Here is a 14,077-nt window from a genome sequence, read left to right as displayed (position 1 = left end):
CCTCACAGAAAATGTTCAGCTTTATTGATCATCAATATTGATAAAGACATTGACCGGGAAATCCCCCAGGGCAGTGTTGATCAACAGCTCCTTGTCTGGTGTGACTGCGCCCGTTTGAAAAAGTCCCTTCCAGTTTTGAGTTGGTGCGGCGAACGGTAATTTCACCCGGGTATTGCCCCAAACCCGCGCATTGATATGGGGATGCACGCCTGCTTCCAGCAGCGCATGAGGCCAGCGCGGCACCACTACCAACAGCCGTGTACCCGCGTGCTCGCGGCTGAAGGCGACCACTCGTTCGGCGTGCTGACCCACCACCTCCAGCGGTGTGTAGCTGGCGTTGTGAAACAGCTCAGGATGGGCCTTGCGCAAGGCCAGCACCTGGGCAATCACCGCTTGTTTGATACGCCCGTCGCGCCAGTTGAACAACAGTTCGCCACTGTCCGGTGGGGCGTTGAGCGCCTGTTGCCGCGCATCGAAATCCACTGGCCGACGGTTGTCCGGGTCCACCAGGCTGAAGTCCCAGAACTCGGCGCCCTGGTACACGTCCGGTACGCCCGGTACGGTGAGTCGAAGCAAGGATTGCGCCAGCCCATTGAGCGCGCCGGCCGGCGCAATGGCCTGGGCCGCCGCCGCGATCGCCGTGCGCAAGGGACGGCCGGCATCGCTGAGCAACAGGCTTGAGAGGAAACGTTCGACGCCTTTCTCGTAGGCCTCGTTAGGCGCGCTCCAACTGCTGTGCAACTTGGCTTCACGCAGGGCCTTTTGCTGCCATTGCCACAGGCGCTGCTGATACCCCTCGACATCCGCGTGCGCGTCCAACGGCCAACTGCCCAGCAACACTTGATACAGGATCAGCTCATCACCCGCCGAGGGTGCCGTCGCGTCGGTGCGCAACGGCGCTGCCAGGGTTCGCCAGTGCTCCACTTGCTCGGCATACCACGACGCACATTCGCTCAATACCGCCAGGCGCGCGCGGGTGTCTTCGCCACGCTTGTGGTCGTGCGTGGCCGTGGCCAGCAGGTTGTCGGGGAAGGCCCGCAAGCGTTGCGCGTTGACGGCATGGAACTGGGCCAGGGGCGCACTGAACTGTTCGGTGCTGAAGCCCACGTCGTTACGCGACAGCAACACGGCCGAGCGATAGAACGCGGTGTCTTCCACGGCCTTGGCCGCGGCCGGCGAGGTCAGTTGCTGGAAGCGTACACAGGCATGCTTGAGGATCTTGCGCTCGCGGCCCACCGGGCGATTGCGCCAGGGTTGGCCGCCGAGCCATTTTTCCAGGTGATCGAGCACCGGCCAATCGCCTTCGCTCAGGGTGGTGCGTGCGCCCTCCAGGGCCTGCTGGAACACCTTGTCGTCGGCCGCGCTACGGCCACGGGCGCTGATGTAGGTGCGGTACACCGGAAAGTGCACGATCAGTTCCTGCAGTGCGCGACGAATCGCGCCAAGGGTCAGGTCGCGGGTCATCACATCGTCGCGGGCCACTTGCAGCAGGGCCTGGGCCACGCTCTCGAAGTCGCCGCCCAGCGAGCCGTTGAGGATTTGCTGGCGCGCCAGCCGGGCTTCCTCGATAAACGCCGAGGGGCGTTCGCTGTGGCGTGTCCACAGCTCGGCCAAAGGCGCGAACCCGTCAGGGTGGTGTTGCAGCAGTGACAGTTGATCCATGAATTCGTAGCCGGTGGTGCCGTCCACTTGCCAGTCTTCGCGCAGGGTTTCGCCTTCGCCAAGGATCTTCTCGACGAAGATCGGCAGGTGCCGCCCCGGCGCCAATGCATCCACGCGGCGACGCAACTTGCGGCAGTACCCGCGCGGGTCGGCCAGGCCGTCGATGTGGTCGATGCGCAGGCCATCCACCAGGCCCTCGCCGATCAATTCGAAGATCTTGCCGTGGGTGGCCTCGAACACCGCGCTGCGCTCCACGCGCAGGCCGCCCAGTTCGTTGACGTCGAAGAAGCGCCGCCAGTTGATGTCGTCTGCCGCGGTGCGCCAGCTGGCCAGGCGGTAGCTTTGTTGTTCCAGCAACTGGTGCAGGCGAGCGAAACCTTCGGGTTGGCGTCCGTCGAACTGCGCCAGGCGCTGTTCAATCGCTGGCAGCACGTCGCTGGCGCGCTCGGCCAAAGCCTGTTTGAGCCAGGCGGCTTCGGCATAAGCGTCGTGCTGGTAGGTGAGCGCGGCGAAGCCTTCAGCCAGCGGCTTGAGCGGTTCATCGCGGCCCAGGATCAGCGCGTAATCCCGTGGGCAGATCGGGAAGCGGTGCTCGTAGTGTTCAACGTAGAACGCGCCGTGTTCGGCATCAAACTGCAGGGTCAGGGTGCCAGCTTGCAAGGCATCGCCGTAATCGCTGCCCAGAAACGGCATCAACAATTGGCCCTTGAGCAACGGGTCGGGGGAGTGCCACTGGATATCGAAAAATTCGCTGTAGGGGCTCAGGCGGCCCCATTCCAGTAAGTCCAGCCACCAGGGGTTATCAGCTCCGCCCACGGCCATATGGTTGGAGACGATATCGAGGATCAGCCCCATGTCATGTTCGCGCAGCGCGGCAACCAGACGGCGCAAGGCCGCTTCACCGCCCAGTTCGGGGTTGACGCGGGTCGGGTCGACCACATCGTAGCCGTGCATGGAGCCAGCGCGCGCACTGAGCAGTGGCGAGGCGTACAGGTGGCTGATGCCTAATCGGGCGAAATACGGCACCAGCGGCACCGCGTCGTCCAGGGTAAAACCTTTGTGGAATTGCAGGCGCTGAGTGGCGCGCAGGGGCAGTGCGTTCATCGGTCACGCTCATAGGCTTGGTTGCGCGCGACGGCCAACAGTTCGAGCCGCCGCGCCGCGCCGGCGTTGTCGAGCAGACTGGAGGCTTCTCCCGTCAGGCGTCGGCGCCAGTTAGGGTGAGTGTCGGTGGTGCCGGGCAGGTTGGCCTGCTCCTCGACGCCCAGCGCATCTTCCAGGGGCAACAGCACCAGGGGCGCGCGGGTGTGGCCGAGGTAGCGCACGCTGGCGTCGATCATGTGGTCGGTTTCGTTGCGGATCTCATCGACGAAATTCTGCGGGTCCTGACTCAGTGCCTGGCGCAGCGCCTGGCGTTCACGCAGGCGATGTTCGCTCCATTGCTCCACGGTGGGCGCATCGATCAGGCCCAACTGGACGTTCCAGTCGATATCGCGGCTGTGCCACCAGCCGTTGAGCGTGGGCAAGTCGTGAGTGCTGGTGGTGGCCAGGGCGTTGTCCGGCCAGTCGAGGATCGGGTTGAACTGGCCGTCGTGGCCTTGCTCGAACAGCAGCACGCGCATGCCCAGAATCGAACGGCCGATGAGTTTTTCGCGCAGGCCATCGGGCACCGTGCCCAAGTCTTCACCGAGCACGATGGCCTGGTGACGATGGGACTCCAGTGCGAGCAGGCGCAGCAGGTCATCCACCGGGTAATACAGGTACGCGCCGTCGCGGGGCGAGGCGTCCATGGGCATCACCCACAGGCGTTGCAGGCCCATGACATGGTCAATGCGCAGGCCGCCGGCATGGGCGAAGTTGGCCCGCAGCATCTCGATGAACGCGCGAAAGCCGTTGCGCTTGAGGCCTTCCGGCGAGAACGCGGAAATGCCCCAGCCTTGGCCGGCGCGGTTGAGAATATCCGGCGGCGCGCCCACGGTCAGGCCTGACAGCAGCTCATCCTGGCGGCTCCATGCCTGGCTGCCACCGCCATCGGCGCCTACCGCGAGGTCGGCGATCAAGCCGACGCCCATGCCGCTGCCTTTGGCGGCTTGCTGGGCGCGTGCCAGGCAACGTGCGATCAGCCATTGGGTAAAGGCGAAATAACCAATTTCGTCGCGGTTGTCCTCGGCGAATCTTGCCAATGCCGGGCTCTGCGGCGTGCGCCAGTCCTCGGGCCAGTGGCGCCAGTCGAGCGCTTCACCGGCAGCGGCGCGCGCCGCTTGCACGGCTTCGAAGCGGCAGTGGTTCTCCAGCGCTTCACCGCCGGCCTGGCGGAAACTCAGGAAGTCGGCGTGTTGCGGGTTCTGGCCATGGCGGAAGTCTTCATACAACGCACGGAACACCCGCTGCTTGGCCTTGGCGGCGGCCGGCCAGTCGATCAGCTCGAGCTGTTCCAGGGCATGCAGCTCGTCTTCCAGGCCGAGGGCTTCAATGGCGTTGCGCACTTCACGCTCGCCGAGGATGCAGCCGGGCGAGGCATACAGGCTGTTAAGGAACAAACGACTGGACGGCGAATAGGGGCTGTAGCGGCCGGTGTCGGCGCTGAACATCGCATGCATCGGGCTGATCGCCAGGGCATCGGCCCCGCGCTCGGCGGCCGCGCGCGCCAGGTGTTCCAGGGCCAGGGTATCGCCAAAGCCTCCGTCGCCCAGGCGGCGCAGGGAATACAATTGCGCACTCAGCCCCCAGGCGCGGGCCGGCCGGCTGTCGACCGCTTCGGCGACGCTGTAGCAGTGGGTGGGGGCGACGGCCAGGGTGAAAGTCTGGTCGTTGATGTGCACTTGGTGGTAACCCAGGGCGATCACACCGGGCAGCACGGCGTTGCCGTCCAGTCGCAGCTCCAGAGTCTCGCCGTCTTCCAGGCTGACCCGGCACAGGGTATCGGGTTCGAAATAGTGGGCCAGATCCAGGCCCTCGCCGCTGTCGATCGTCAGCAACGGAGGCAGGTGTTTGTCGTGTTGTGCCTGCTCCAGTTCCAGCAGGCTGGCGTCGATCTCGGCATCGATGTCGGCCGGGTGGCCCAGGCCTTTGAGGACGGCGCGCAGAGCGTCCGGTGTTACGCGTTGCGGACGGCCGTTGGCATCGATCCAATCGACGGCCAGGCCCGCGCGGCTGGCGAGCAGTTCAAGGTTCGCTTCGCTCAAGGGTGTTCTCCAACAGGGAAAAGGCTCACGCGTGCGCTGTGCGGCGGCAGGTGCGCGCCTTGGTCGGCAGGCGTGGCGAAAATAATCTGCGCCGGCGCGGTGTGAGCCACGGCGCTGGCACTGAGGTTCAGGTCGATCTGCAACACGCGGCCGTTGCCCAGGCGCCAGCGCGCAGTCACGGCACCGTCTGCCAGCACCTGCGCGCCCAATGCCACGCTGCCGGGCAAGTGCGGGGTGATGTGACGGTGGCGCAGTTTCAGCAGATGGCGATAAAGCTCAGTGTGGGCGTTCTCCACAAACACCGGCGCTGATTGCCGGAACGTCTCCAGCGCGTTGGGATCGGGGATGCGTTCGCGCCGCTCAGGGTCGTGGAAGGCGGCGAAGTCGGCAAACTCATTGCGCCGGCCTTCGCGCACCGCCTCGGCCAGTTCGCCGTGGTGGTCGGTGAAAAACAGAAAGGGTTCGCGGGCGTTGACCTCATCGCCCATGAACATCAGCGGAATCATCGGCGACAACAACAGCAGCGCGGTCGCCGCTTCGAGTGCCTGGGGCGAACAGAGCTGATGCAGGCGTTCGCCCAGGGCACGGTTGCCGATCTGGTCATGGTTTTGCAAAAACAACACAAACGCGCTCGGCGGCAGGTGCCCGCTGGGTTCGCCACGGGCATGGCCATGGCGGGTGGTATGGCCTTGGTAGATAAAACCTTCGCTCAGGCAACGGGCGAGTTTGGCGGTGGTGTCGGTGGCGAAGTCGCTGTAGTAGGCGTCGGTTTCGCCGGTGAGCAACACGTGCAGGGCGTTGTGGCCATCGTCATTCCACTGCGCGTCGAAATCCCGTTCCAGCAGGCCCGCCTGGTTGAATTCGTTTTCCAGCACCAGCCACACGTGGCGACCGGTCTCGACCTGTTCACGCACGCGCTGTGCCAGCTGTTGCAGGAACCCGGGGTTGTCGATGGCGTGCACGGCGTCCAGGCGCAGGCCGTCGAAGCGGTACTCCATCAACCACATCAGTGCGTTGTCGAGGAAGAAGTCGCGCACCTCCCGGCGGTCGAAATCGATGCCCGCGCCCCACGGGGTGTGCACGTCTTCACGAAAGAAGCCCTGCGCGTACTGGCCCAGGTAATTGCCGTCGGGGCCGAAGTGGTTGTAGACCACATCGAGAATCACGGCGAGGCCGTGCCCATGGGCGCTGTCGATCAGGTGTTTGAGTTGTTCCGGGGTGCCGTAGGAGGACTGGGGCGCATACGGCAGCACGCCGTCGTAGCCCCAGTTTCGTTCGCCGGGAAACTGCGCCAGGGGCATCAGTTCAATGGCGGTGACGCCCAGCTCGGCCAGGCGTGGCAGGTGTTTCTCGACCTCGGCGTAGCCCCCCAGCGCGCCGACGTGCAGCTCGTAGATCACCGCCTCGTGCCACGGGCGGCCTTGCCAGTTGGCATGCTGCCAGGGGTAAGCGAGCGGGTCGACCACCACGCTCCAACCGTGTACATCATCGGCCTGGGCCCGGGAGGCCGGGTCAGGCACCTCCCGTTCGCCGTCGACGTTGTAGCGGTAGCGCGTGCCGGCCGGGCACTTTATTTCTGTTTCAAACCAGCCGTCTGCCTGCGGCAGCATGGCCACGGACTGACCGCTTTCCAATTCAACGCTCACATAAAACGCGTCTGGCGCCCACAAGGCAAAACGCGTGTGTTGCGCGTCCAGCATGATTGCGCCGTGGGGCCAGGTTTCCAGAGTCCGTAATGGCATCTATAGAGACCTCCCTTGATTACTTGGCTTGTTTCCCCAGTGCTTTAACCACCAGTTGTTCGTACAGTTCGGCGTAGGGTTCGACCGCCTGGCACCAGTTGAAGGGTTGGGTCATGGCACGGCAACGCATGGCGTTGAGCAGACCGGGGAAGGCGAATACCTTGAACGCGCGGCTCAGGGCTTCTTCATAACTTTGCACGGTGGACTCATTGAACAGGAACCCGGTGACGCCATTCTCGATGGTGTCGGCCAGACCGCCGGTGTTGCGCGCAACCGGCAGTGAACCGAAGCGCTGCGCGTACATCTGGCTCAGGCCGCACGGTTCATAACGCGAAGGCATCAGCAGGAAGTCGCTGCCGGCAAACATGCGCCGTGCATCGGTCTCGTTAAAGCCGATACGCACACCGACCTGGCCGGGAAAGCGCAAGGCCAGTTCACGCATGGCCTGTTCTTCTTCCGGTTCGCCACGCCCGATGATCGCGATCTGGCCGCCGTTCTCGACGATAAAACTGGCGACCGCTTCGGTCAGGTCCAGGCCTTTCTGATAAACCAGGCGCGAGACCACAGCGAACAGCGGGCCGCTGGAGTCATGCAGGCCGAACAGCTCGCGTACATGGGCGGCGTTGATCGCCTTGCCTTCCCAGTCGCCGATATTGAAGTTATGGATCAGATGCTCATCGGTGGAGGTTTCCCAGCTTTCATCGATACCGTTGGGGATTCCGCTGAGCAGGCCTTGCTGGGTCTTGGCGGCGAGGAAACCGTCGAGGCCGCAGCCGAATTCCGGCGTGGTGATTTCCTGGGCGTAGGTGGCGCTCACCGTGGTGATATGGCTGGAGTACGCCATGCCGGCCTTGAGGAACGACATCTTGCCGTAGAACTCCATGCCTTCCTGCTGCAAGGCGTGTGGCGGAATACCCAGCTCCGGCGTGGAGGCCAGGCTGACCACGCCTTGATAGGCCAGGTTATGAATGGTGAACAGGGTGGGCGTGCGTGACCCGCGCCAGTGCATATACGCCGGAGCCAGGCCAGCGGGCCAGTCGTGGGCGTGCACCAGGTCCGGGCACCAGTGGATCTGCGCGAGGTTGGCGGCCATGTCGGCGGCGGCCAGGCCCAGGCGGGCGAAGCGAATATGGTTGTCGGGCCAGTCGCGGCCGTTGTTGGCGCCGTAGGGGGTGCCTTCGCGCTCGTACAGCTCAGGGCAGATCAGCACATAGATGACCAGTCCGTCCTTGAGGTCCATGCGCCCGATCTTGCACGGCGGCAGCGCGGCGTGGCCACCCAGTTCGCCGATGATGTGGATCGGGTTATCGCTTTCCATCACCTGCGGGTAACCAGGGATCAGCACGCGCACATCGTGCAGATGGGCCATGGCGCGTGGCAGGGCGGCCGACACGTCGCCCAGGCCGCCGGTCTTTACCAGGTCGGCGAATTCGGACGTGACAAACAGCACTTTCTTTCGATTGGGGTTATGACTGGACACCGGCCGCACCGTGTTGAGGTCGACTGAAGGGGTCGACCCGCCAACTGGCTGACTAACACGTTCTCCCTGAATACTTACTGCGGCACTGATCATAGTTCTCTCCACGTGTTGGTCGGCTAGTGGCCCGCTGCCACTAGCTCCGATGACCGCTTCCTGCGGCCAAGCGCGCAAGCGCATTACAAACTGGCAAGGCGTATGCCAGTTGTACGGATAGCTTTAAAAGAATGGATGGACGGGCATGTAGCGTGAATCGCGGTGTGCTCGCCTTGCCTTAAAACTTGACCAAGGGCCGAGTTGAAAAGTTTAGTTTTTTTGCGGGGTTTTTGTTTTCGAACGGACCCATCGGTCATGAGTCTAGGACAGATCCCAGAGCCTGTAGGCCTTTTGAGCGGTTTTTGTAGGACAAAAATCTTGTAACCACAAACGATAAGGGTATTAGCGCCCTTACGGGCCGGGCGTCGCGGCCTGTTTGTGGCGAATGGGCTCGTCCGCATGGGGTTGCACGGCAGCCCCAAAAAGAGTCGGGGCGTTGATCCAGATCAATCAGCGCCCCCGCAATGGCGCCTTTTCACGCCCTGGTACGGGCAAGCCCGCTCGCCACAAAGGCGCGGGCGCCCTCTAATGGTGCGTCAGCACAGCACACGAATGGGCGCCTTGTTCGCCCAGGCTTGGATGTCCTCAATCATTTGCTGATAGAACTGCCGGTAGTTTTGCTCACTCACGTAGCCGACATGGGGCGTGGCCAATACAGTGGGTAAGTGGCGGAACGGGTGATCCACGGGGAGTGGCTCTTCGCCATATACGTCCAATGCCGCGCCGGCCAGGCGACCGCTCTGCAGGGCCTCAATCAACGCCTGCTCGTCCACAATCGGCCCGCGAGCGGTATTCACCAGCCGCGCGCTCGGTTTCATCCAACTCAACGCCTCGGCATCCACCAGGCCACGGCTGCGTTCGCTGAGTACCAGATGCACGCTCAGGATATCGGCCTGTTCGAACAGCTCCCTTTTACTGACCCAGGTCACACCCGTTTCGCTGGCGCGCTCCGGCGTCAGGTTTTCACTCCAGGCGATCACTCGCATGCCGAAGGCCTGGGCAAATCGGGCCACCTTCTGGCCAATGCTGCCCAGCCCGAGAATGCCCAGGGTTTTGCCATACAGATCGCCACCCAAGCCCACCTGCCAGTGGCCCGCGCGCAGAGAATTGGCTTCGGCCAGCAGGTTGCGGGTCGACGCCATGATCAGCGCCCAGGTCAATTCCGGCGCCGCGTGCTTGTAGCTGTCGGTGCCGCATACCGCGATGCCCAGGGCCTTGGCCGCTGGCAGGTCGATGGCCGCATTGCGCATGCCGCCGGTAACCAGCAACTTGAGGTTGGGCAGGCCCTGCAGCAGTGCCCTGTCGAACGGGGTGCGTTCGCGCATCACGCAGATCACCTCGAAGGCCTGTAACCGCGTGATCATCGTCGCGGTATCCGCCGGGTAGTCGTGCACAAAGTGCACCGCGCCCAGGGCCTCCAGCACCGACCAATCCACCACACTACTGGCCACCTGTTGCCAATCATCAATGACTGCGATCTGTATCGACATGCACGAATGCCTCGAAAAGGGTTGGATTAAAGCGCGTTCAGGCCCTGCAACAGCGCTTGGTGAAACTTCGCCGGTTCTTCCATTTGCGGCGCGTGACCCAGGCCCGGAAACTCCACCAGCGTCGCGCGGGGGATCAACTGCGCCACCTGTTTGCCCAGCACCTGGTAATTGCCGATCCTGGCCTTGACCGCCGGCGACGCGATGTCCTTATTGATCGCGGTGGTGTCGGACGTGCCGATCAATAACAGCGTAGGCATCTGCAGGTTCTTGAACTCGTAGTACACCGGCTGGTTGAGGATCATGTCGTAAATCAACGCCGAGTTCCATGCGACAAGCTTGCGCCCCGGACCTTGGGCCAGACCGACGTACATGTCCACCCAGCGCTCGTACTCCGGCTTCCAGCGGCCCACGTAATAGGTGTTCAGCTGATACTTGCGGATGCCCTCGGCGCTGACCTTCAGTTCACGCGCATACCACTGGTCGACGGTGAGGTAGGGTACGCCCAGGGCTTTCCAGTCTTCCAGGCCGATCGGGTTGACCAGCGCCAGTTGCTCGGTCTGCTCGGGGTACATCAGCGCGTAACGGGTGGCGAGCATGCCGCCGGTGGAGTGGCCGAGGAGGGTGGCCTTTTGAATGCCGAGCTTTTCCAGCAGTTGATGGGTGTTGGATGCCAATTGCTGGAAGCTGTACTGGTAGTGGTCGGGCTTGCTGGAGCTGCAGAAGCCGATCTGGTCGGGCGCGATGACGCGGTAACCGGCGTCGCTCAAGGCTTTGATCGAGCCTTCCCAGGTGGCGCCGCAAAAGTTCTTGCCGTGCATCAGCACCACGCTGCGGCCATTGGGTGTGCCTTTGGCGGGCACGTCCATATAGCCCATCTGCAAGGATTTGCCTTGGGATTGGAATTGAAAATGTTCAAGCGGGTAGGGGTATTGGAAACCTTGCAGTTCCGGGCCGTAAGTGGCGGCGAACGCGGGTGCGGTGCTGGCCGTCAGCAGGCCGGCGAGACAAAAAATACGCAGTGAAGGCATGGGCGGGGGCTCCGAAAAAGGCTGTCCGGATGCTGTTGCGAAGGGATTAACGGGGGATTAAAACCCACTGCAAGGTCACGGCGGCGAGCACACCATAGCGTGCGCCTTTGGCCAGGGTTACCAGCAGCAGGAACCGCCAGAACGGCTCACGCATTACGCCGGCCACCAGGGTCAGCGGGTCGCCGATGATCGGCACCCAACTGAGCAACAGCGTCCAATGCCCCCAGCGTTGGTAATGGTTGCGGGCTTTTTCCAGTTGCCTGTCGCTGATCGGAAACCAGCGGCGTTGCCTGAAGTGCTCCACCCAGCGTCCCAGCCACCAATTGACCACCGAACCCAAGACATTGCCCAGGGTGGCGATGCCCAGCAGCCATGCCAGGCTGTACTGCCCGCTGAGCAACAGGCCGACGAGCACGGCTTCCGATTGCAGCGGCAGCAACGTCGCGGCGCCGAACGCGGCGAAGAACAGCCCCAGGTAACCCATCAGCACCGATCAGTGCGCCGGGTAGTCGGCCACCACCACATCGTTGCCGTCGCGGGTCAGGCCGATGACTTGAAAGGCCTGGCTGCGGCCGTCCACTTCCATCCCCGGCGAGCCCATCGGCATTCCCGGTGCAGCGATGCCCAGCAGATCGTCGCGCTTGCGCAAGGCCAGGACCTGTTCGGCGGGCACGTGGCCTTCGACGAACTTGCCGTCGATCACGGCGGTATGGCATGAGCCCAGGCGCGGGGCGACGCCCAGGCGTTGTTTGACTGCACTCATGTCGGCTTCGACGTGATCATTGACCTTGAAGCCGTTGCTCTCCAAATGGCTGATCCACTTTTTGCAGCAGCCGCAGTTGGCGTCACGGTGCACGTCGATAGGGATCAGCTCCGCAGCCTGGACCAGCGTGGTGGTGAACAGGGCTGAAAGCAGGGCCAATCGCAATGGGTTTTTCATCGAGGTCTCGTCCAATACCGGGCAGTTGAGCCGGGCATTCTCCGCGCTTTTATGCGCAGGACGGCACGGTAATGTTTCAAAATTATACGGCGGGAGGGTTTTCCAGCCGCTGCTTGAGCCGGTCCAGCGCAATGTCTGACAGTTCGACCATGCGCGCGTGCAGGCTGGTCAATTGCAACTCGGTTTCATAACTGAGCACACGTTTGAACAGCGTGCCATCACGAAAGGGTTGCAGGAAATAGTGAATCGAGCCGTCGACGGCCAGGGAGGTAAACACGGTTTTGAATTCATCGGGGCGGCGCGCGATCTGGACGCGGTAGCTCATGGGAACGCGCACGCCCAACAGGTCGATGGTTTCGGTAAAACGCGCACCGGCGAGCAGGGGGCCGCAGGTGCCGGTCTCGGCGCTGAGGGAACTGGGGTGCCATTCGTGCCAGCGTTCCGGCTGGGTCACATAGTCGTAAACGGTATCGATGGGGGCCTTGATAAAGCGTTCCTGACTGATCCGCTTCAAGCGGACCGAAGGCTCGACAGCGTGCATGGCACACCTCCTGTGCGGCGACTATGAGCTGTCAGAATAGCCTTGCTCCCGTGCTTTGCACGGGAGTCTCCAAGGGATTTTTCAGCGCACTTTGAAGCGGCTCATCAACGCAATGACCCGGCCGTTGGCACTCAGCAGGCTTTGCGTATTGGTTTCAGTGGCATGGCCGCTTTCCACCAGCTCTTCGACCATATGTCGGATCTGCACCATGCTGCGGTTGATCTCCTCGGTCACCGCGCTTTGCTGCTCGGCGGCCGTGGCGATCTGGGTGCTGAGGTTGTTGATGTGGCTCACGGAACTGGCCATTTCATCCAGGCCGGTGTTCACCCGTGCGGTGGCATCGGCCGCCGATTGGCAGCTGGCCTGGGTATTTTCCATGGCCGCCACCGAGGAGCTGACGCCGCTGGTCAGGCGCGTCAGCATTTCATTGATCTGCGAGGTGCTGGCCTGGGTGCGTGCCGCCAGGGCCCGCACTTCGTCGGCCACCACGGCAAAACCACGGCCTTGTTCGCCGGCCCGCGCGGCTTCAATCGCCGCGTTGAGCGCCAGCAGGTTGGTCTGGCCGGCAATGGCGCCGATCACACCCAGGGTCTCGGTGATGCGCGCGGCGTCCTGGCGCATGTTTTCCACGGTGTGGGTGGCGCTGGCGACTTCGCCGATCAGGGCGCTGACGCTGGTGGACGCTTCCCCCACGACCACGCGGGAGCGGTCGGCATGTTCATTGGCGCGTTGGGTGAACGAGGCGGTTTCGGCAGCGTTTTGCGCGACGTTGTCGGCGGTGGAGCTCATCTCGTTGATGGCCGTGACGGTCTGGTCGGTTTCCGAGGCGTGGCGCACCAGGATCTGGTTGGTGTGGGCCGACGTTTTCTGCAACTGCTCGAGCCCTGACGACATGGCGCCGGTGGCCTGGGTGACTTCGCCGATCATGTTTTGCAGGTAAACAATAAAGCGGTTTACCGAGTGACCGATCGCGCCCAATTCGTCTTCGGCGCGGATGGTGATGCGCCGCGTCAGGTCGGCATCGCCGGCCGACAGCGCGTCGATGTTGGTTCTCAGGGTTTTCATGCGCTGCACCAATTGGCGGATCGCATAGAGCGCCAACAGCACCAGCAGCAACACCATGGGCACCTGCAACAGCGCCAGGCTGCCGAGCACGTCGTCGCGCTGGGCGGTGATCAACGAGGTGGGCAGGGCGGTGGCGAGGAACCACGGGGTGCCTTCGATGGGGCGCATGTAAAACGTGCTGGCCACGCCGCCATTGTCGAATTCACTGCGTTGCAGCGCCTGGTCGCGGTGGGCCAGGGCCTTGCTGACCTGGGCGGCGAATGCCGACGTAGCGGTCAGTTCGCTGATGTTCTTCAACACCACCGGGCTGCTCAGGCGCGTGCTGTTGCTGATGATCTTGCCGTCGCCTTCGACGATCAGCATTTGCCCGCCGATGTCTTTTTCCTTGGTGGCGACCAGCTCATTGAAAAAGCCCAGGGTTACGTCGATGGTCGCGACGCCGTACGCGGCGCCGTCGCGCTGGATGGCCATGGCGCAGTTGGTGCGCGGCTCCTGGCTGGCGTCGTCTTTGTAGGCGGCGGCCCAGGCGCATTGACCGCGTGGCGAGGCGAGGCCGCCTTTGTACCAGCTCTGGTCGTAGTAGTTAGGTGCGGGGTCGCTGTTCCAGAAGGTGTTGACCATCAGTTTGCCGGACGCGTCGCGGTGCCAGAACGTACTGTGTTTGTTGCGCCCCGGTGTGCGCTGGTTGGGCAACGGCCAGATGCCGCCGCCGAACACTTTCAGCTCGCCGTACTGGTCCACCAGGCCGGGCAGCACCTTGTCGATCGCTTCGCTGTCGAGCAGGGGAATGGTCTGGGTGATGGTGCGTTGCTGGGCCTGAACTTTGTTGAGTTCGCCCTTGATCTGTTCGG

10 protein-coding genes and 1 pseudogene are annotated in these 14,077 nt (G+C 63.1%); all 11 read right to left on the bottom strand.

The annotated features are described in order from the left end of the window. Positions 1-21: 21 nt before the first annotated feature. Positions 22-2,766: a malto-oligosyltrehalose synthase gene (locus tag PSH59_RS14125; RefSeq protein ID WP_305392959.1), complete on the bottom strand. Its 2,745-nt coding sequence runs from the start codon at positions 2,764-2,766 to the stop codon at positions 22-24. Continuing rightward, positions 2,763-4,847: a 4-alpha-glucanotransferase gene (gene malQ, locus PSH59_RS14120; protein ID WP_305392958.1), complete on the bottom strand. Its 2,085-nt coding sequence runs from the start codon at positions 4,845-4,847 to the stop codon at positions 2,763-2,765. The genes PSH59_RS14125 and malQ overlap by 4 nt, the downstream gene beginning before the upstream one ends. Then, the gene (gene treZ, locus PSH59_RS14115; protein WP_305392957.1) at positions 4,844-6,589 is read right to left on the bottom strand and encodes a malto-oligosyltrehalose trehalohydrolase; all 1,746 of its coding nucleotides are present in this window, start codon (positions 6,587-6,589) and stop codon (positions 4,844-4,846) included. Before treZ ends, malQ begins: the two co-directional genes overlap by 4 nt. Before the next feature lie 19 nt (positions 6,590-6,608). Continuing rightward, positions 6,609-8,162 carry a glycogen synthase GlgA gene (gene glgA / locus PSH59_RS14110; protein ID WP_248080884.1) on the bottom strand — a complete coding sequence of 518 codons (1,554 nt, stop codon included), beginning with the start codon at positions 8,160-8,162 and terminating at the stop codon, positions 6,609-6,611. A 536-nt stretch (positions 8,163-8,698) separates the two neighbouring features. Next, positions 8,699-9,652 carry a D-2-hydroxyacid dehydrogenase family protein gene (locus PSH59_RS14105; protein WP_305392956.1) on the bottom strand — a complete coding sequence of 318 codons (954 nt, stop codon included), beginning with the start codon at positions 9,650-9,652 and terminating at the stop codon, positions 8,699-8,701. A gap of 26 nt (positions 9,653-9,678) precedes the next feature. After that, the gene (locus tag PSH59_RS14100) at positions 9,679-10,680 is read right to left on the bottom strand and encodes an alpha/beta fold hydrolase (protein WP_305392955.1); all 1,002 of its coding nucleotides are present in this window, start codon (positions 10,678-10,680) and stop codon (positions 9,679-9,681) included. Between the two features lie 46 nt (positions 10,681-10,726). After that, a complete protein-coding gene (locus PSH59_RS14095; RefSeq protein ID WP_305392954.1) occupies positions 10,727-11,170 on the bottom strand; it encodes a YqaA family protein in 444 nt (147 codons plus the stop codon). Positions 11,171-11,173: 3 nt separating this feature from the next. Further along, complete coding sequence (locus tag PSH59_RS14090; protein ID WP_305392953.1) at positions 11,174-11,620, bottom strand: DUF411 domain-containing protein; 447 nt, start codon at positions 11,618-11,620, stop codon at positions 11,174-11,176. 82 nt (positions 11,621-11,702) lie between these two features. Further along, complete coding sequence (locus tag PSH59_RS14085; RefSeq protein WP_305392952.1) at positions 11,703-12,161, bottom strand: SRPBCC family protein; 459 nt, start codon at positions 12,159-12,161, stop codon at positions 11,703-11,705. Positions 12,162-12,242: 81 nt separating this feature from the next. Then, positions 12,243-12,950: a methyl-accepting chemotaxis protein gene (locus tag PSH59_RS26375; protein ID WP_370694429.1), complete on the bottom strand. Its 708-nt coding sequence runs from the start codon at positions 12,948-12,950 to the stop codon at positions 12,243-12,245. Between the two features lie 201 nt (positions 12,951-13,151). Continuing rightward, positions 13,152-13,847, bottom strand: a pseudogene (locus PSH59_RS26370) (cache domain-containing protein); the annotation flags it as partial. Positions 13,848-14,077: the final 230 nt, after the last annotated feature.

It is taken from the genome of Pseudomonas sp. FP2309 (assembly GCF_030687575.1).
Lineage (GTDB): Bacteria > Pseudomonadota > Gammaproteobacteria > Pseudomonadales > Pseudomonadaceae > Aquipseudomonas.
This window is presented reverse-complemented; position numbering and strand designations above follow the sequence as displayed.